Annotated in this window: 16 protein-coding genes; 11 read left to right on the forward strand and 5 right to left on the reverse strand. The window is 67.2% G+C overall.

Annotation, left to right across the window (positions count from 1 at the left end):
• Nucleotides 1-19 precede the first annotated feature (19 nt).
• Entirely contained in the window at nucleotides 20-847 is an 828-nt protein-coding gene (locus AC5RWO_RS05180) for a fumarylacetoacetate hydrolase family protein (protein WP_498729881.1), read from the reverse strand.
• A 295-nt stretch (nucleotides 848-1,142) separates the two neighbouring features.
• On the opposite strand from AC5RWO_RS05180, the gene AC5RWO_RS05185 reads away from it, so the two are divergent.
• Together AC5RWO_RS05185 and AC5RWO_RS05190 are read left to right on the forward strand one after the other, a co-directional pair.
• On the forward strand, nucleotides 1,143-1,325 hold the full coding sequence (locus AC5RWO_RS05185; protein WP_498729882.1) for a hypothetical protein: 183 nt from the start codon (nucleotides 1,143-1,145) through the stop codon (nucleotides 1,323-1,325).
• A gap of 214 nt (nucleotides 1,326-1,539) precedes the next feature.
• Nucleotides 1,540-1,719, forward strand: a complete 180-nt coding sequence (locus tag AC5RWO_RS05190) for a hypothetical protein (RefSeq protein ID WP_169995410.1) — start codon at nucleotides 1,540-1,542, stop codon at nucleotides 1,717-1,719.
• Nucleotides 1,720-1,859: 140 nt separating this feature from the next.
• Here AC5RWO_RS05190 and AC5RWO_RS05195 read toward each other — a convergent pair whose 3' ends face one another.
• Both AC5RWO_RS05195 and AC5RWO_RS05200 read right to left on the reverse strand, forming a co-directional pair.
• A complete protein-coding gene (locus tag AC5RWO_RS05195) occupies nucleotides 1,860-2,519 on the reverse strand; it encodes a response regulator (protein WP_498729883.1) in 660 nt (219 codons plus the stop codon).
• Nucleotides 2,516-3,949 carry a sensor histidine kinase gene (locus tag AC5RWO_RS05200; RefSeq protein WP_498729885.1) on the reverse strand — a complete coding sequence of 478 codons (1,434 nt, stop codon included), beginning with the start codon at nucleotides 3,947-3,949 and terminating at the stop codon, nucleotides 2,516-2,518. Before AC5RWO_RS05200 ends, AC5RWO_RS05195 begins: the two co-directional genes overlap by 4 nt.
• Nucleotides 3,950-4,127: 178 nt before the next feature.
• Here AC5RWO_RS05200 and AC5RWO_RS05205 point away from each other — a divergent pair, with 178 nt between their 5' ends.
• The 3 genes from AC5RWO_RS05205 to nagA all read left to right on the forward strand — a co-directional run bounded on the left by AC5RWO_RS05205 (nucleotide 4,128) and on the right by nagA (nucleotide 7,218).
• Nucleotides 4,128-5,228 carry an ABC transporter permease gene (locus tag AC5RWO_RS05205; protein WP_498729886.1) on the forward strand — a complete coding sequence of 367 codons (1,101 nt, stop codon included), beginning with the start codon at nucleotides 4,128-4,130 and terminating at the stop codon, nucleotides 5,226-5,228.
• A 48-nt stretch (nucleotides 5,229-5,276) separates the two neighbouring features.
• Nucleotides 5,277-5,969, forward strand: a complete 693-nt coding sequence (locus AC5RWO_RS05210; RefSeq protein ID WP_498729889.1) for an ABC transporter ATP-binding protein — start codon at nucleotides 5,277-5,279, stop codon at nucleotides 5,967-5,969.
• 70 nt (nucleotides 5,970-6,039) lie between these two features.
• The gene (nagA, locus tag AC5RWO_RS05215) at nucleotides 6,040-7,218 is read left to right on the forward strand and encodes an N-acetylglucosamine-6-phosphate deacetylase (RefSeq protein ID WP_498729891.1); all 1,179 of its coding nucleotides are present in this window, start codon (nucleotides 6,040-6,042) and stop codon (nucleotides 7,216-7,218) included.
• A gap of 58 nt (nucleotides 7,219-7,276) precedes the next feature.
• Here the strand turns inward: nagA and AC5RWO_RS05220 are convergent, their stop codons facing one another.
• On the reverse strand, nucleotides 7,277-8,722 hold the full coding sequence (locus tag AC5RWO_RS05220) for a phytoene desaturase family protein (protein ID WP_498729892.1): 1,446 nt from the start codon (nucleotides 8,720-8,722) through the stop codon (nucleotides 7,277-7,279).
• A 23-nt stretch (nucleotides 8,723-8,745) separates the two neighbouring features.
• Nucleotides 8,746-10,203, reverse strand: a complete 1,458-nt coding sequence (locus tag AC5RWO_RS05225; RefSeq protein WP_498729894.1) for a glycosyltransferase family 87 protein — start codon at nucleotides 10,201-10,203, stop codon at nucleotides 8,746-8,748.
• A gap of 109 nt (nucleotides 10,204-10,312) precedes the next feature.
• On the opposite strand from AC5RWO_RS05225, the gene AC5RWO_RS05230 reads away from it, so the two are divergent.
• Genes AC5RWO_RS05230 through AC5RWO_RS05255 form a run of 6 tightly spaced genes read left to right on the forward strand, consistent with a single transcriptional unit; the run spans nucleotide 10,313 to nucleotide 17,217 of the window.
• Nucleotides 10,313-11,536, forward strand: coding sequence for a cytidylyltransferase domain-containing protein (locus AC5RWO_RS05230; RefSeq protein WP_498729895.1), 1,224 nt, complete (start codon nucleotides 10,313-10,315; stop codon nucleotides 11,534-11,536).
• On the forward strand, nucleotides 11,536-12,450 hold the full coding sequence (locus AC5RWO_RS05235) for an N-acetylneuraminate synthase family protein (RefSeq protein ID WP_498729896.1): 915 nt from the start codon (nucleotides 11,536-11,538) through the stop codon (nucleotides 12,448-12,450). The genes AC5RWO_RS05230 and AC5RWO_RS05235 overlap by 1 nt, the downstream gene beginning before the upstream one ends.
• A 6-nt stretch (nucleotides 12,451-12,456) precedes the next feature.
• Entirely contained in the window at nucleotides 12,457-13,428 is a 972-nt protein-coding gene (locus AC5RWO_RS05240) for a glycosyltransferase family 2 protein (RefSeq protein WP_498729897.1), read from the forward strand.
• Nucleotides 13,425-14,873, forward strand: coding sequence for a polysialyltransferase family glycosyltransferase (locus AC5RWO_RS05245; protein WP_498729898.1), 1,449 nt, complete (start codon nucleotides 13,425-13,427; stop codon nucleotides 14,871-14,873). The genes AC5RWO_RS05240 and AC5RWO_RS05245 overlap by 4 nt, the downstream gene beginning before the upstream one ends.
• 8 nt (nucleotides 14,874-14,881) lie before the next feature.
• On the forward strand, nucleotides 14,882-15,901 hold the full coding sequence (locus AC5RWO_RS05250) for a hypothetical protein (protein ID WP_498729899.1): 1,020 nt from the start codon (nucleotides 14,882-14,884) through the stop codon (nucleotides 15,899-15,901).
• The gene (locus tag AC5RWO_RS05255; protein ID WP_498729900.1) at nucleotides 15,898-17,217 is read left to right on the forward strand and encodes a DUF6716 putative glycosyltransferase; all 1,320 of its coding nucleotides are present in this window, start codon (nucleotides 15,898-15,900) and stop codon (nucleotides 17,215-17,217) included. Before AC5RWO_RS05250 ends, AC5RWO_RS05255 begins: the two co-directional genes overlap by 4 nt.
• The last annotated feature ends 8 nt before the right edge of the window (nucleotides 17,218-17,225 follow it).

Genomic DNA, 17,225 nt, shown 5'->3' on the forward strand with positions numbered 1-17,225 from the left:
GTGACATTCCGGACGCGGATTAACCTGCCGCTGGCTCCGCAACGCACTTGTTGCGCAGCTCGCCGATTCCCTCGATCCGGGTTACCAGTTCGGCGCTCACCGGAATCCACTCACGGGGCTTGCGGGCCAGGCCGACGCCCGCCGGAGTCCCGGTGGCGATGATGTCGCCCGGCTCCAGGGTCATGAACTCGCTGATGTAGGAGACGAGCTTGGCGCAGGAGAAGATCAGGTCCGACGTCGTGCCGGACTGCTTGACGACGCCGTCCAACTCGCATTCCACGGTCAGCCCGTCCTCCGGGTCGATTTCGTCCGCTGTGACGACGACGGGGCCCACCGGCGTCATCCGGTCCCAGTTCTTGCCCTGGAACCATTCGGACGTCCGGCCCTGCCAGTCGCGCACGGAGACATCGTTCATTACGGTGTAGCCGAGGATGGCGTCCTTGGCCGCGGCCTCGTCCACCTTGCGGATGGTTTTGCCGATCACGATGGTCAGCTCGGCTTCCCAGTCGATCTTGCGGCTGGCTTCGGGCATCTGCACGTCGTCGTTGGGGCCGACCAGCGCGTTATGCATCTTGGTGAAGATCGTGGGGTACTTCGGCACGTCCTGGCCGACTTCTTCGGCGTGGGCGTAGTAGTTCAGTCCGGCGCAGAGGATCTTGCCGGGGCGCAGGATGGGCGTGTCCAGGTCGGCGGCAGCCGGTTCCTGCCCTGCTTCGCCGGCGAGGGTACGCCAGTCTTCGCGCAGCAGGAGCTCGCCGACATCCTTGGCCGGAAGGAAGGTGGTTGCACCGTTCTCCTGCCGGAACGCCTGCGTTGTCCCGTTCCGCCGTACTGTACCCAGTCGCATCCAAACCTCCTGCGGGCAGCTGCACACCGCCGTCGTCCGTTGTTTATGCGGTGATGCCCGCTCCTCCGGACAATATATCGCTATCGCAATATCGCTTTCGCACGGATGCCCTGCAGGGAAGCGGCCTTGCCCGAACGATAACGGGTCGACACAATTTTGCGCCGGCCGGGTCCAAACCGGGCCGGGAGGGTTCATAATGGTCCAACTCGGTGACAGGAGGGCCGTTATGTTATTCCTTTCGACCTCAGAAGCCCTGCTCTGGCCGCAGTTGAGAAAACTCGAACCGGGACAACGCATGCGCCTTCGACGCGGCGTCGTGATCGGGCGGGCCAAGGACGGGAGGGCCTACCTTGACGGAGCCTTCCGGATGCTGGTTACCGGCCCGTCTGCCGAACCCTGCGGTCCCTGGTGCCGGCTCGGCGCGGTGGCCGAAGCCGGCAGCCAGGAAGATGATGCGCAGGACGCGCGGGCGTCCTAGGTCGTGGCTTTGAGAACGGCTGCGCCGCGGTAGGTCAGGGGCGAGTTTGTCGTACCTGGTGGCCAATCCCCGCCATTGTTTGAAGACGTCGAGCAGCGGCTGATGGCGGTTCATAAATGCGAAATCTAGTCGAGGGAAGATGATCATTCCGGCTAGAGTTGTTGCCGCTGCCTCAGCGACGAGGCGGGAAGTCAATCAAGGAAAGCAACGACGCATGAACTTTGAATCGCACTCCGTGACGCTCAAGATCTGGGACCGCTCGACCACGAACGAATCGCTGGATGCCGCAGTCGCCGACGTTGCCCTGAGGGCAAACGTCTCGAAGGATCTGGTCAGAGTCACACGGAGCGGGCCCAAAGTCTTCACGATCGGTGTCGCCAGCGACCTGTCATAAGACGCCTTGGCCGACTGAGGCTCTTGTCGGACCAAATGCCTCGAAATATTTTCCGAACTTCCGGCATTAATTGAACTCGGGAGGGCCTCGAAGAGGCAAGGCGCGACATTCCTGGGCGCACTCGACTGACCCTGCGAGAATCAGGCCGGGCGGATGATGCGGCGCTTGGTGGCTTCGGCGATGGCGGCCGTGCGGTTGTCCACGCCGAGCTTGGCGTAAATGTGCACCAGGTGGGTCTTGACTGTAGCCTCGGAGATGAAGAGCTTGCGGGCAATTTCCTTGTTCGGCATGCCGGTGGCCAGCAGTTCCACCAGCTGGACTTCGCGGGCGCTGAGGGCCGGCTCGGGGTTACGGATCCGGCCCATCAGGCGGGCTGCGACTTCCGGGGCCAGCGCGGTCCGACCGGCCGCGGCCGCCAAGACGGCTTCGCGGATCTGCTCCGGCGGGGCGTCCTTGAGCATGTAGCCGGAGGCTCCGGCCTCCACGGCGGCGAGGATGTCCGCATCCGTGTCATACGTGGTCAGAATGAGGACCGGCGGCGCGGCCTTCCCGGCGTCGGAGTTTGCCTTGATCCGCGCCGTCGCGGTCACCCCGTCCATGCCGGCGCCCATCTGCAGGTCCATCAGCACCACATCCGCGGGCTCGCCGAGGGCTGCCAGACGGTCCAGCTCCTTCAGCGCGGCAGCCCCGTCCGCGGCTTCGGCTGCCACGGTCATGCCTTCGAAGTCGGAGAGCATGGCGCGGAGTCCGGCGCGCACCACGGGATGGTCATCGACCAGCAGAATCCTGATTCCGCTCACTCCCGCTTCTCCCCTGCACTGGTGCCCAACGGCAGCCGGATGGCCACTACGGTTCCCTCACCCGGGGCGGATTCCAGGTCCAACCGGCCGTTCAGCGCGGCAACCCGTTCCCGCAATGTCAACAGGCCGAAGCCTCCGCCGCCGTCACTGTCCCTCTCCCCGCGCCCCGCCGCCGCCGGGAGACCAAGGTTAGCGCCGCCGTCGTACTTTGAAGGATCAAAGCCCACGCCGTCGTCGTAAATATCCAGTGTCACGTCCTCGTCCAGAAAACCCAGGGTCACGACGGCGGTGCGCGCCTTCGCGTGAGCTAGGACGTTCGCCAAGCTCGCCTGCGCAGCCCGGAGCAGCGTGACCTCGTACGGCGCGGGCAGCCGGACGCTGTTGCCGTCGAGGTTGAAACGGCAGCGCAGCTGGTCCCCGCGCCCCGCGGCCTGCCGCTCGGCGGCCGCACACAGCCGGGCCAGGCTGTCGGCCAGGGCGCTGGCGCCGTCCTCCCGCGGCTCGAGTTGCGGGGAGGACAGACCGCGGATGAAGCTGCGCGCCTCGGCCAGGTTCTCCGAGGCCGTGGACTGGGCCAGGCGGATGCGCTCGGCCGCCGTCGGGGTGTCGCCGGCATCCAGCGCCGTGGCCGCGCCGCGGGAGACCAGCACGATGCTGGACAGGCCTTGGGCGAGGGTGTCGTGAATTTCGCGGGCGAGCCGGCCGCGTTCGGCGAGTACCCCGGCGTCGTGCTGGGATTGGGCCAGTTCGGCCCGGGTCCGGCGCAGCGCGGCGAGCGCGCGCCGCTGGTTCTCGCCGTCGAGATACAGCGCCCGGTAGGCCATCGCCATGAACACGGCGAACACCGCCCCTACCATCGGGCCGATCAGCATCGCCGGCTCCAGCCGGCCGTTGTGCCACCACTGGGACAGAATCACGACGCCGGTCAGCATGGCGACGGCGAACACGGCGTGGGCGGTTTTGAGCACGTGCAGGTGGAGGAAGAACAGCGGGAAGGCCAGCCAGACGAAGTTGCCGCTGACCGCCGCGAGCGCCACCCAGAGCACCGTCACCACCGCCAGCCAGGCCGCCCCGTAGCGGCGAGGATCCGGGCCGGTTCCGGTGGTGCTGTGCCGCTTCTCGACGATCGTGCCGGCGAGGTAGACACCGGCCAGCAGGATCCCGAGCAGCAGGGCCAGCCAGCTCAGCGGCGCATGCGGGGCGTTGACCAGTGTCAGAACGACGGCGAAGGCGAGCAGGCCGGCGAAGCCAGTGTGCAGTCCGATCCGCAGCACGCGCAGCACCAAGGCGCCCGCCGACGGCTGGACGGGCCCGGATTCTGCAGGCGTCCGGCCGGGCCGTCCCGCTTCCGCGAAGCCGGACTCGGGCTCTGGCTCTGGCTCTGGCTCAGGCCAGGCCTCGGTCTCGGCGGGCTCGGTCGGAACAGACATGCTCCCAGCGTAGCCACCGCCCGGGCACAGCGGGCATCAACCATTCGGTTGACTGGGGAATCAACCTTTTGTCCGCCGTGGATCAACCGCTTCCGCGATGTGCCCGCGCGGCTTCCGCGAAAGGCTGAATACAGCGGCCCAACGGCGGCCCAGTACTCCACCGAAAGAAGGAAACATCGTGTTTTTGGCACCGCGGGACATCCGGTTCGCGAAGGGCCGATTCGCCCTGATGGGAACCGTGGTGGCCCTGATTACCCTGCTGCTGGTCATGCTCTCCGGCCTCACGGCAGGCCTGGGCAACCAGTCCATTTCCGCCATCGCCGGGCTGGCTCCGGCGGTCAACACCGTGGCATTCGGCGCGCCCGCGGGCAACGAGTCGAAGGCTTCCTACACAGAGTCGCAGATCTCGCGCGACCAGCTGGACGCGTGGCAGCAGGCGGACGGAGTGGAGCATGCCGAGGCGTTCGGCATCGCCCAGACCCGTTTCTCCGCCGGCGGCACCACCAACGTGGCCGTCTTCGGCGTCGAGCCCGGCGGCCGGCTGGCCCCCGCCCCTGTGGCGGACGGGACGGTGGTCCTCAGCCAGACCATTGCGGACGACTTGGGCGCTGTCGCCGGTGATCCAGCAGAAGTTGGCGGCCGGCAACTGCTGGTCTCCGCCGTCGTCGACGACCGGTGGTACTCCCACACGCCGGTGGTCTGGACCTCGCTAGCGCAGTGGCAGCAGGTAGCCCATATTAACGACGGCGGGGCCTCCGACGGTCCGATCGCCACCGCCGTTGCGGTGCAGTTGGCGGACGGGGATCCCACCGGAGTCGCCGCCACGGCAGCCAATGAGGCCGCCGATACGGTGACCACTTCGGTTACGGGCTCCTTCCAAGCGCTGGGGTCCTACAAGAGCGAGAACGGTTCGCTGCTGATGATGCAGGGCTTCCTCTACGGGATCTCGGCGCTTGTGATTGTCGCTTTCCTGACCGTCTGGACCATCCAGCGCACGCGCGACATTGCGGTGCTCAAGGCCATGGGCGGTTCGGACGGCTACCTGCTGCGCGAAGCCCTGACCCAGGCCGCGATCGTTCTGGTCGCCGGGGCCGCCGCCGGTGGTGGCGTGGGCGTTGTGGGCGGCTACTTCGCCGCCCAGGCCGCTCCGTTCCTGCTCGCCGCGGCCAGCACTCTGCTGCCGATTGCCGGGATCGTGCTCCTGGGCATGGCCGGCGCCGTCGTCGCGGTCCGCCGCGTGACGAAGGTAGATCCGCTGACCGCCCTCGGTGGCAACTAAGCCGGGCGACCTCCCGATACCTCCACCCTCCAACTAAGGACAACACCCATGACTGCAGTACTGAACCTCGTCAACACCACCCTCGAGTACCCGGACGGCGACACGACGGTCACCGCCCTGGACAGCGTCAACCTGTCCGCCCGGGCCGGCACCATCACCTCGCTGGCCGGCCCGTCGGGCTCCGGCAAGTCCTCCTTGCTCGCCGTCGCCGCCACGCTGATCCGGCCGACGTCGGGAGTCGTCCTCCTCGACGGCGTCGACGCCACGACCCTCTCCGCACGGGAAACGGCCGTCCTGAGGCGTGAAACCATAGGCATCATCTTCCAGCAGCCCAACCTGCTCGCCTCGCTGACCGCCGTCGAGCAGCTGCAGATCGCGGAGCACCTGCGCGGCGAATCGCCGAAGAAGTCGAAGGCCCGGGCTCTGGAACTGCTGGACGTGGTGGGCCTCGCCGATTCCGCACGGCGCCGCCCGCACCAGCTCTCCGGCGGGCAGCGCCAGCGGGTCAACATTGCCCGCGCCCTGATGGGTGAGCCGAAGCTGCTGCTGGTGGACGAGCCGACGGCGGCACTGGACCACGAACGCTCCGAGGCGATTGTCCGGCTGCTGGTCCGGGTGACCAGGGAGTTCAAGGTAGCCACGGTGATTGTCACCCACGACACGGAGTACATCCCGCTGACCGACACCGTCGCCACCATGCGCGACGGCAGGCTGACGGCGCTGGAACAAGTCGCCGTTTAGCACCTGACGCTCTACTGTCGAGGTGAGTCAGTCCGTTCCGATGTGCCGATCCGGGAGAACAGTGAGGCCCATGCGCACCGTCATCCATTCCGCCCGCCGCATCACCGATGGAGAGATCGTTGCGGGTTCCTGGGTGCTCCTTGAGGACAGCCGAATTACGGACGCCGGCACCGGCAGCTGGTCCGGAACCGTTGCCGGTCAGGGGGTTGCAGGGATTCGGGAGGTCAACGCCGCCGGTGCCTATCTGGTGCCGGGGTTCGTGGACATGCATTGCCATGGCGGCGGCGGTGGATCGTTTGACGACGGCGACACCTCCCGCGGCCCGCTCACCCACCTGGCGCACGGGACCACCAGCCTCCTCGGCTCGCTGGTCACCAATCCCCTCGAAACCCTGGAGTCCGCCCTGCGCCGGTTGGTTTCAGACGCTCCGGCCAACGCGTCGGTGAAGGGCTTCCACCTCGAGGGACCGTTCCTCGCGGCCAGCCACTGCGGAGCACACAGCCCTGGCTTTCTCGTGCCGCCCACGGTTGAAGCCGTGGACCGGCTCGTCCAAGCCAGCGGCGGCCTTTTGCGCCAGGTGACCATCGCCCCGGAACTGGACCCCGGTTTTGCCGCCATCCGCCGACTGGCCGACCATAAGGTGGCGGTCGCCGTCGGACATACGGACGCGGACTATGAGACTGCCCGCGCTGCTTTCGACGCCGGCGCCAGCATCCTCACCCATGCCTTCAACGCCATGAACGGCCTGCACCACCGCGCGCCCGGTCCGGTCGCCGCGGCATTCGACTCACCCCACGTCACGCTGGAAGTGATCGCCGACGGGCACCACGTCCATGATGCGCTGCTCCGATTGGCGTTTCAAGCCGCCCCGGGCCGGGTTGCCCTCATTACCGACGCCATGGCAGCGGCAGGCTGCGGGGACGGCAGCTACCACCTTGGTTCGCTCCCGGTTGAAGTGAACGACGGCGTTGCCCGGCTGCCCCATGGAGGGCCCATAGCCGGCAGCACGCTAACCCTGGATGCAGCGCTGCGGCGTGCCGTTGCGGCCGGAATCCCGCTGCCGGAGGCCGTGGCCGCAGCCACGTCGGTGCCCGCCCGGGCCGCCGGGCTGGACCTCGGTGGTGTAGGTACTATCGCCGTCGGTTCACAGGCAGACTTGATACTCCTGGACCAGGACCTTCGGCCGCACCGGATCTGGCGGGCGGGAGAAGAGCTGCCACCAGCAAAGGGGCCGGGCCATCCGGACTAACCATTCCCGTTCTGATGGATCCAGCCGGACAGCCCGGGCCGACCTACCCAATCCGCAGCTACGGCCCCAGTGCTGGCATCGGCAGTCCGAAGTCCTCCTTCAACGCCAGCCGGGCGGCGTGGTATCCAGCCATCCCGTGCACACCGGGACCTGGCGGCGTTGCGGCCGAGCACAGATACACCCCGTCCAGCGGCGTCTGCCACGGTTTGGTGCTCAGCACGGGCCGGGCCAGCAGCTGCGCGACGTCCACGGCGCCGGTGCCGAAGTCCCCGCCGACGTAGTTCGGGTTGTACTGCTCATATTCCGCGGCGGACATACTGTGCGACGCGACAACAACGTCCGAAAAGCCCGGTGCGGCCGCCTCCAGCTGCGCGTTGATCACGTCCGTCATGTCGCGGGTGGAGCCCTGCGGCACGTGGCAGTACGTCCACAGAACATGCCGTCCGTCAGGTGCCCGCGTGGCATCGAAAACGCTCGGCTGGGAGACCAGGACAAAGGGCTTTTCGGAGTGCCGCCCGCGGGCAATGTCCTTCTCCGATGCCGCAACCTGCTCCCGGGTTCCGCCCAGATGGATGGTCCCCGCCTTGGCCAGCTCGGCGTTGGCCCACGGAACGGGTTCGGACAAAATGAAGTCCACCTTGCCGGCGCCGGGACCGTACCGGTAGGAGGTCAAGGACTTGGCATAGCCGCGCGGCAGCCGTCCGCCGGCCAGCCGGACCAGCTCCTGCGGCGAGGTGTCCAACAGCACGGTCCGGGCATCGGTCAGTTCGGCCAGGGAATTCACCTTGTGCCCGGTGACCAGCTTGCCGCCGTGGTTCTTCAGGTCGCGCACCAACTCGTCGATGATGGCCTGCGAACCGCCCACCGGCAGCGGGTACCCCACCGCGTGCGCCAGCGACCCGAGCATCAGACCAGCTCCGGCAGCCACCGGCCGCTGCAGGCCGCCCGGCGTATGGGCCATCACGCCGGACAACAATGCCGGAGCAAGATATTCCTTGAAGCGCATATTCCAGGCTGGGCTCCCCTGCTCCAGCGAACGCAGTCCGTACCGCAGCGCCGAAACCGGATGGCGGGGCAATCGCAGCAGCTGGTTCATGGTCAGGTCCAGCACGTCGCGGGAATGCGTGACCAGGGGCTCCATCAGCGACCGGAAGGTCGCCCCGTCCGCACCCAGCGAAGCAGCGGTGTGGTCCAGATCCCGGTAGGCAAAGGCGGCTTTCGCGCCGTCGATAACGTGCGAATAGGAGATGTCCGGGGTAATGAGTTCGATCCGCTCGGCCAGCCCGAAGTCCCGGAAGAACGGAGCCGCCACCGCCATGGGGTGGACCGCGGAGCAAACATCATGCCAGTGCCCGGGCTCCATCAGCTCCGTCGTGCGGGCACCACCACCAGGTGTTTCACCGCCCTCGAAGACGGTGACCTTCAGCCCGGCCCTCGCAAAGATGACCGCCGCTGCCAGGCCGTTCGGCCCGGATCCCACCACGGCCGCATCGGGAAGTGACATGTACGCTCCGCCTTCCTGCCGGACTACCGGCTGCCGATCCGTGAACGCCATCTGTGAACAGCGTAGCTGTCCAGCACCAGCACGTCGTCGGAGCGGTCGAAGGGACCGCCCTGCGGATCGTCGGTCTCCAGCCGGCGGACCGGATCGTGCTCGGGGTGCAAAATGGAGCGGACAACCTTGTAGGCGATGTATGCCGTCGCTGCTATATGCGCGAGCACGGCCAGCACGTAATAGGCGCCGTCGATATTGTGCTCCGGCGCGCCGCCGCTGGTGAACTGCCCCAGAAACATCCAGACGGCCCACCAGTGCAGCAGTTCGACGAACTGCCAGATGAGGAAGTCCCGCCAGCGCGGGTAGGCCAGCGCCGCCAGCGGAATCAGCCACACCACGAACTGCGGGGAATACACCTTGTTGGTCAGCACCAGGGCCGCCACGATCAGGAACACGATGGACACCAGCCGCGGGCGCCGCGGGGCGGACAACACCAGCAGCGCAATCCCGATACAGGCCAGCAGGAACAGCACCAGCGACGCCCGGTTGATGAACTCCGGCCCCAGCTGCGGCAGCCCTTGCCCCTGCACCGTGGTGTTGTAGGCGTACCAGATCGAGGAATAGCCGGCCTCGCGGTCGCGGCTGAACCCCAGGAAGAAGGCCCAGCCGGCAAAGTCGGCCACTATGAAGGGCAGGTTAACGGCCAGCCAGGTTCCCGCCCCGGCAGCAGTAGCGACCACCAGCGGGCGGTACTTCCCGGTCCGGATGGCCAGCAGCAGCACGGCGCCCAGGATCAGCAGCGGATAGATCTTCATGGCAGTGCCCAGCCCGATGAACACCCCGGCCAGCACCAGGCGCCCGCGCGCGAAAGACAGCATGGCAAGCGCCGCCAGCATGGCCGCCCAGAGATCCCAGTTAACGGTCCCGGCCACCACGATCCCGGGCGCCAGCGCCACCATCGCGGCATCCCAGGGCCGGCGGTGGCTCATTCTCGCCGTCGCAATCACGGTGATGATCCAGACCACGGCGACCAGCGTCGCATTCACGTCGAAGTAGGCCAGCGAGCGTTCCGCTGACACCCCGGAGCCGGGAACCAGCAGCGCCGTGAATCCGGCCAGCAGTCCCATCAGCACCGGGTACTCGAAAACACCGCCCGGCGTGAGGAACGGGAACATGCCCTCCGCGAGGCCACGGGTTTCGAACAGGACGGGCCAGTCCGAGTAGCAGCCCATATAGAAGTAGTCCGGCAGCATCCAGCCGGCCACGCGGCAGGGCGTCTTGACCAGCACGGAGAGCAGCGCCGCCAGCGTGGTGAGCACAATCAGCACGCGTTCCACGGTAAAGAAGCCCGGCTCCACAATCCCGGGAGCGGTCCGGTGTCCCAGCGGCCCGCCGATCAGTTCAGTGAACCGGCGCAGCAGCGGATCGTTGCGGCTGGGCACCACAATGCGCAGCGGCAATCTGCGGCGCGATGGGCGGAACCGGGGCATGGCACCAACAGTACTGGCCGGTCCTGGTTAACAAAACGTTGGCTATCCATAACCTTCTCTTAACCTTAGGCACCCCGTCCGGCCACCCGGGCTCCCTACGGTGGCTTCAATGAGCACCACCGATCCCCAAGAAGTTCTGGTTGTGATCCCTGCCCGCGGCGGTTCAAAAGGGATTCCGTTCAAGAACCTGAAGCCAGTTTCCGGCCGTTCCCTCGTGGCCCGCGCCGTGGAAGCCGCCCGCAACACACCGCTGGTCACCGACGTCGTCGTCAGCACGGATTCCGCCGACATCCGGTTCGAAGCCGAGCGTTTCGGTGCCCGCGTTGTTGAACGCCCGGCCGAACTCTCCGGCGACACAGCCACCAGCGAATCCGCCGTCCTGCACGCCCTGGATGCTCTCGACGAGGAGTTCGGCACTAAGCCGGTCGTCACCGTGCTGCTGCAGTGCACCTCCCCCTTCATCGATCCCGCGGACCTCAACGAAGCGGTCCGCAAGGTTCTCGACGGCGAGGCGGACGTGGCGTTTTCGGTCGCCGAGAACCACAACTTCCTCTGGACCAAGAACGACGACGGCGCCGTCACCGCCGTAGGCCACAGCGCGGACTTCCGTCCCCGCCGCCAGGACCGCGAACCGCAGTACCGCGAGACCGGCGCGTTCTACGCCATGCTCACCGAGGGCTTCACCGAACGCCGGCACCGCTTCTTCGGCCGGCTGGACCTGCAGGTAGTGCCCGAAGAGCACGCCATCGAAATCGACTCGCTCGAAGATCTGGCGCTGGTCCAGGCAATGGCTGCCCCCGCCGAAACCACCGCGGTCGACGTCGACGCCCTGGTGATGGATTTCGACGGCGTCCACACCGACGATCACGCCTTCGTCAACTCCGAAGGCGAAGAGTTCGTCCGCGTCAGCCGCGGCGACGGCATGGGCATTGCCCGCCTGCGCAGGGCCGGAGTGCCCCAACTGATTCTCTCCACCGAGACAAACCAGGTGGTGACCGCCCGGGCCAACAAGCTCGGCGTCGACGTCGTCCAGGACGTCAAAGACAAGGCCGAAGCAGTCTCCGAATGGATGGCTGTGCGCGGACTTGATCCGGAACGCGTTGCCTTTGTCGGCAACGATGTCAACGACCTGCCCGCCATGGGCAAGGTCGGTTGGCCCGTGGCCGTGGCGGATGCCCGGTCTGAGGTCAAGGCGGCAGCGCGCATCGTGCTGTCGCACAACGGGGGTGAAGGGGCGGTCCGCGAAATCTGCGAACTCGTCCTCGCCGCCCACACGGCCGCCGCGACCGGCAGCCGGAACGCAATTGCAGAAATGACAGAAAGAGCCTCCTGATGACTACCGAAGCAACCCAGAACTACCTTCCCACCGGCGCTCCGGCACCCGTCGCTATCGGTGACGTTCAGGTCGGCGCAGGCCAGCCCGTCTACGTGATCGGCGAAATCGGCATCAACCACAACGGCGACATCGAGATCGCCAAGCAGCTGATCGACGTCGCTGCCGCCGCCGGCGCCAACGCCGTGAAGTTCCAGAAGCGCACCCCGGAAATCTCCACCCCGGCCGACATGCGCGACAAGATGCGTTCCACCCCGTGGGGCGAAATGACCTACCTGGACTACCGCTACCGCGTCGAGTTCGACATGCCCATCTACCAGAAGCTGATCCAGCACGCCGCCGACAAGGGCCTGCACTGCTTCGCTTCGCCGTGGGATGTTCCCTCCGTGGCCTTCATGGAAGAGGCTGGCGCGCTGACACACAAGGTTGCCTCCGCTTCGGTCACCGACATCGAACTGCTCACCGCCCTGCGCGAAACCGGCAAGCCGATCATCCTCTCCACCGGCATGTCCACCATCGAGCAGATCGACAAGGCCGTGGAAACCCTCGGAACCGATAACCTGATCCTCATGCACGCCACCTCCACCTACCCGCTGCCCCCCGAAGAGGCCAACCTGCGCATGATCACCACGCTGCAGGAGCGCTACCAGGTGCCGGTGGGCTACTCGGGCCACGAACGCGGCCTGCAGATCTCCCTTGCCGCCGTCGCCCTCGGCGCGGTGACCGTGGAACGCCACATCACCCTGGACCGCACCATGTGGGGCTCGGACCAGGCGTCCTCGCTGGAGCCGAAGGGCCTCGAAGCGCTGGTCCGCGACATCCGCATCCTCGAAGATGCCATGGGCGACGGCGTCAAGCAGGTCTTCCCGGGCGAGCTGGCCCCGCTGTCCCGCCTGCGCCGAGTGGATGCATAAGTACCTATGAACAAGCCATTACTGAGTGTCATCGTTCCTGCGAAAGATCAGGCCCCTTTCATCCGCGATTCGATGACCAGCCTGATGCGCCAGTTCGATGACCCCTCGGTAATGGAGGTCATCGTCATCGATGATGGTTCCACCGACGGGACCGGGGAGCTGGCAGCGGCCTTCACCAGCCAGCTCCCCGGCCTGAAGATCCTCCGGAACGAGACCGCCCACGGGGTGGCCACCGCCCGGAACCACGGTCTGGACGAGGCAACCGGCCGCTACATCACCTTCCTGGATCCGGATGACTGGTACGCCCCGGGCCACCTGCCCAGGATCACCACGGAGATCGAACAGCTGGGCGTGGACTTCCTCCGTGTGGACCACATCCGCCACACCAACGGGATCCGCACCATCCACAAGGCCCCGCAGGCCCGCCGCGGAGTCCGGCTGAACCCACGCGACGATATTGCCCCGTACAACCTCTCCACAATGGTGGACTACTGCTTCCCGCCGTTCGGGATTTTCGACGGCGGACTCAAGGACGCGGGCATGCTCCACTTCCTCGACGGCCGGCATACCGCCGAAGACCGGCCCTGGGTCTGGCGGCTGCACCTGAAGGCACAGTCCTATGCCGTGAGCACCCAGCTGGGCGCCTTCTACCGCCGCGGCGTGTCCAGTTCGCTGACCCAGGTCTTCGACCGCCGCCAACTGGACTTCCTCCCGTGCTTCCAGGAGGTCTTCCGCCTCGTCGCCGAAGACCCGGAGCCGGAGCGCTTCTGGCCCAAGGCTGCCCGCCAGTTCCTGGCCATCGCCTGTCACCAGCTCAAACGCGCCGAACAGATGGACAAGCACTATCTGGGCGAGCTGAACACCGGCATCCGGGCTACGCTGGACACCCTGCCGGAACATGTGTCCGAGGAGAGCCTGGCGCTGCTCGACCACAAGCGCCGCCAGCTGATCAAACCTGCACTTCGGAGCGCCGCATGAAAGAGCTTTTTGTCGTCTCAACGCTGTATCAGTGCATTTCGCTGGCAGCGGCCATCGATAGCGGCCGCATCCCGGAGCGCGGCGCCGAACGTATCCTCGTCCTGACCAACAGTGCCCTGATACCGGAAGTTTCCGTGCCGTTCCACGACTCCGCCGGCTTTACCGAAGCGGCCTCCCGCTTCGACCGGACGGTGGATCTGAGCGAGCTGCTCTGGCCCCGCCGTCCCGGCCAGTTCAACCCGCGCGGCGAGGAACTCGATATCTGGGAGCGCCTGCTCCGCGGGAAGTGGGAGCTCGGCGACGGCCCGCTGCACCTCTATGTGGAGTCCATCCAGGTCAATCCCGCCGTCGCGCTTTGCCGTGTCTTTGCCAGCGCCACGATTTCCGTCCACTCCGACGGCCTGATGAGCTACGGCCCCACCCGGAACCGGCTGCCGCGCGACCTGGCCCAGCGCCTGGACTCGCTGCTGTACGTGGATCTGGTGCCCGGCCTGGTCCCCCAATTGCTGCGCGAGCACAACCCGCAGCTGATTCCGATCGACGCGGCCGCCCTGCGCCGCGGCATGGAAGAACTCGCCGCCGCCCTGCCCGAGGAAACCGAAGGGCCGGCCGCACTGGCAGGAACCCCGGAAGCCAGCACGCACGACGGCGAACCCGCTGCCGGCGGCACGGCGCTGATCCTGGGCCAGTACCTCTCCGAGCTCGGCATCCTCTCCACCGAAGAGGAAATCGAGCTGCACCGCGACATGCTGCAGAAGGCAACGGACCGCGGCATCCGGCACTGCATTTTCAAACCTCACCCCAGCGCAGGCCCCGGCGCGGTGACCTCCATCCAGGCCGCCGCCGTCGAGCTCGGACTGGACCTGAAGGTCATGACCTCCACCAGCCCGGCGGAAGTGGTCATGCAACGGCTGCGGCCCGAGCTCGTGGTCAGCTGCTTCTCCACCGCGCTGATGACGGCCAAGTATCTGTTCAAGATCGACGCCGCGGCTGTGGGAACCGAGATCCTGCTGGAGCGGCTCACCCCGTACCAGAACAGCAACCGCATCCCGGTAACGATCATCGACGCGCTCCTCGAGCGGGGCTATACCGCCCCGGCCGACCGAGTTGAGACTGAACAGGCGGCGGACGAGACCACCACGCCCACTGCCGTTGAGGCTGAGACGAATACGGCGGCGGTTCCGGCCGCGCCGCTGCAGCAGCTGGTGGAAGCCGTGTCCTACTGCATGCAGGCCGAGACGCTGGAAATGGCCCGCGACAGCGCCGTAGCCTTCCTGCACCAGGCCCAGCACACCTCCGACATGCGCTATTTCAAACGCCGCCGGCTCACCAAGCTGGGCCTGCCCGGCGCCCTGCCGGGGCGCCAGGTCCTGCTGCCGCTTGGCCGGGTCCGCCGCGTGGGACGGCGGGCCGCCAAGCGCGTCCTGACCGTACTGGGCAAATGACGCAGGCAATGCTTCCCTCGCAACAAGTAGCCCGGCCGCGCTTTGGCCGGGCAGCGGTCTGGGCGGAGTCCCCGCTGCAGCTGCTCAGCGCCGTCGAAGCCCACGGCGCCGGGCTGCTGGGCCGCGAAACGACCATCCATCCTCGCGGCGACGCCATCGGCATGAACGCCACCCTGGCCTCACTGATGGCACAGGTTCCCGCCGGCGTGCACTTCGCCGTGCCGACCTCGACCATCCCGCCGCTGCGGGAGCCGGGGCTGGACCGCTGGGTGATCGGCGACGCCTATTCGGGCAAGGTCCAGACCGAACTGCTGCGCGGCGCCGGCGGCAAGGAAGTTGTCATTCTCGACGACGGTCTCGCCACCCTGAAACTGCTGGGCACCCTGGTCCGGGACCGGCCGAGACCGTTGACCCGGCCGCGCGCCGCCGCCCGTGCCTCGCGGAAGGCGCTTGGCCTGGCGAGCTGGTGGGCGCTGCGCCGGCTCGCCGGGCAGGGCAGGCTCCTCGTCTTTACCGCGCTGCCGGTTCCCACAGCGCTGGAAGCAAAGTTCCGGGCTTTGGGCGGCCACTTGGAGCGGCACAAGTTTGAGTGGCTCGGCACCCAGCCGGTCACCGAGACCATCTACGAACCCACGGTGGTGGTCGGTTCGGCAATGCCAGCGGACGGGCTGATCCGGGCCGAGCCCTACGTGGACTGGGTCCGGTCCCTGACCGAGGACGGCCCTGTGGGCTACTTCCCGCACCGCCGGGAAACTCCCGAGGTGCTGGACGCCCTCGCGGAACACCCGCTGATCACCGTGAACGAGCACACCATCCCGGTGGAAATGCGCCTGCGTGGACTGCGCTCCAACCAGACCGTGCGCGCCCTGCCATCCACGGTGCTCGCGTCGCTGCGGCTCATCCTGGCCCCCAACGCGGTCCCCCTAAAGGGCCAACCAGTGCCGGGCGACTGGTGGATGCCGGGCACCACGCAGGAACTGCGCCGGCACCTGAGCAGCTCCCTGGATGACGGTTTGGGGGCGGCATGAGCGGCACCCAGCCCGGCGGCACGAACGGCTTCCAGCCTGCTGGCATGGCCTACACCGCACCCGGCGCCGTACCCGGGCAGCCACGCCGGGCCCGGCACAAGATCGTCGCCGTGGCGGACAGTGATTCCTACCTGAAGTTCGCCTGTGCCACACTCGATGCTCTCGGCCCGGAATGGGACCGCGAGGTCCTGCTGGTCCGCTCGCCCATCGCCCCGACGCGGGAGCAGACCACCGCGGCGGTAGGTGGCACCTTCTGCGCCGGAATAACGACGCCGGTGATTCCCGCCTCAGGCTTGCGCACCGCCTTGGCGGGTGCCGACGTCGTACTTGCTGCTGCCACCGGCCCCGTGGCCGAAGAGGTCTACCTGCACGCCAGCCGGCTCACCCCGCGGCCGGCCCTGGTGTCGGGCCTGCCCGGCGTGGCCTTCCCCGCCACCGAGAAGGCGCTGCAGTTCCGCTCGCTGGGCGATGCGTTCATCACGCACAGCCATGCCGAATGCCGCGCCTTCAGCGACCTGGTTGATCAACTGGGCATCGAACAGCGCGTCCTCGTGACCCGGCTCCCCTTCCTGAAATCGCCCGCGCGGCCGGAGCCGGTGGAGGTACCGCTGACCCAGGTGGTCTTCGCCCCGCAGGCAAAAGTCCCCGTCCTGAAGGACGAGCGCGTCGCCATCCTCCAGGCGCTGGCGGCACTGTCGCGCCGCAGCGGCTACCGCGTCCGGGTGAAACTGCGGGCCTGGGCCGGCGAACCGCAGACGCATCTGGAGCAGCACCCGTTCGATACGTTGTGGGGCGAACTGGTCGCCTCCCGTGCCGTGGCCGGCCACGAACTGGAATTCTGCACTGGGTCCATGGCCGAGCAGCTGGTGCCAGGGACCGCCATGGTCACGGTCAGTTCCACCGCTGCCCTGGAAGCGATCGACGCCGGCCTGCCGGTGTTGATCCTGTCCGATTTCGGCGTCAATGAAGACATGCTGAACCGGGTGTTCGTGGGTTCGGGACTGCTGGGTACGCTGGCCGATCTGAAAGGCGGGCACTTCTTCCACCCGGAGGCCACGTGGCTGCGGGACAACTACTTCCACAGCCAGACCGTTCCGCTGGCGGATCTGCTGGCGACCTACGCGGGCCGGGCTCGCGCGGGCAAACTGACCGTGGACGCGGACCGGCTCGCCGCCGCCAAAAAACGCCGCTGGCGGTTGCGGATCCGTACGGCGCTCCCGATGCCGGCGCTCAAGCTGATCCGCAAACTACGCCATGTCCAGTCGGAACAGGCTGTGGGAAACTCGCCCCAAACCTCGGGCCAACAGCCCGCCTGACGCCTGAC

This window comes from Arthrobacter sp. B055-34 (assembly GCF_059090425.1).

Bases quoted from the DNA above. Each gene is read 5' to 3' on its own strand.
- AC5RWO_RS05180 (WP_498729881.1), bottom strand. From the start codon at position 847: ATGCGACTGGGTACAGTACGGCGGAACGGGACAACGCAGGCGTTCCGG.
- AC5RWO_RS05185 (WP_498729882.1), top strand. From the start codon at position 1,143: ATGCGCCTTCGACGCGGCGTCGTGATCGGGCGGGCCAAGGACGGGAGG.
- AC5RWO_RS05190 (WP_169995410.1), top strand. From the start codon at position 1,540: ATGAACTTTGAATCGCACTCCGTGACGCTCAAGATCTGGGACCGCTCG.
- AC5RWO_RS05200 (WP_498729885.1), bottom strand. From the start codon at position 3,949: ATGTCTGTTCCGACCGAGCCCGCCGAGACCGAGGCCTGGCCTGAGCCA.
- AC5RWO_RS05210 (WP_498729889.1), top strand. From the start codon at position 5,277: ATGACTGCAGTACTGAACCTCGTCAACACCACCCTCGAGTACCCGGAC.
- nagA (WP_498729891.1), top strand. From the start codon at position 6,040: ATGCGCACCGTCATCCATTCCGCCCGCCGCATCACCGATGGAGAGATC.
- AC5RWO_RS05220 (WP_498729892.1), bottom strand. From the start codon at position 8,722: ATGTCACTTCCCGATGCGGCCGTGGTGGGATCCGGGCCGAACGGCCTG.
- AC5RWO_RS05225 (WP_498729894.1), bottom strand. From the start codon at position 10,203: ATGCCCCGGTTCCGCCCATCGCGCCGCAGATTGCCGCTGCGCATTGTG.
- AC5RWO_RS05230 (WP_498729895.1), top strand. From the start codon at position 10,313: ATGAGCACCACCGATCCCCAAGAAGTTCTGGTTGTGATCCCTGCCCGC.
- AC5RWO_RS05235 (WP_498729896.1), top strand. From the start codon at position 11,536: ATGACTACCGAAGCAACCCAGAACTACCTTCCCACCGGCGCTCCGGCA.
- AC5RWO_RS05240 (WP_498729897.1), top strand. From the start codon at position 12,457: ATGAACAAGCCATTACTGAGTGTCATCGTTCCTGCGAAAGATCAGGCC.
- AC5RWO_RS05245 (WP_498729898.1), top strand. From the start codon at position 13,425: ATGAAAGAGCTTTTTGTCGTCTCAACGCTGTATCAGTGCATTTCGCTG.
- AC5RWO_RS05250 (WP_498729899.1), top strand. From the start codon at position 14,882: ATGCTTCCCTCGCAACAAGTAGCCCGGCCGCGCTTTGGCCGGGCAGCG.
- AC5RWO_RS05255 (WP_498729900.1), top strand. From the start codon at position 15,898: ATGAGCGGCACCCAGCCCGGCGGCACGAACGGCTTCCAGCCTGCTGGC.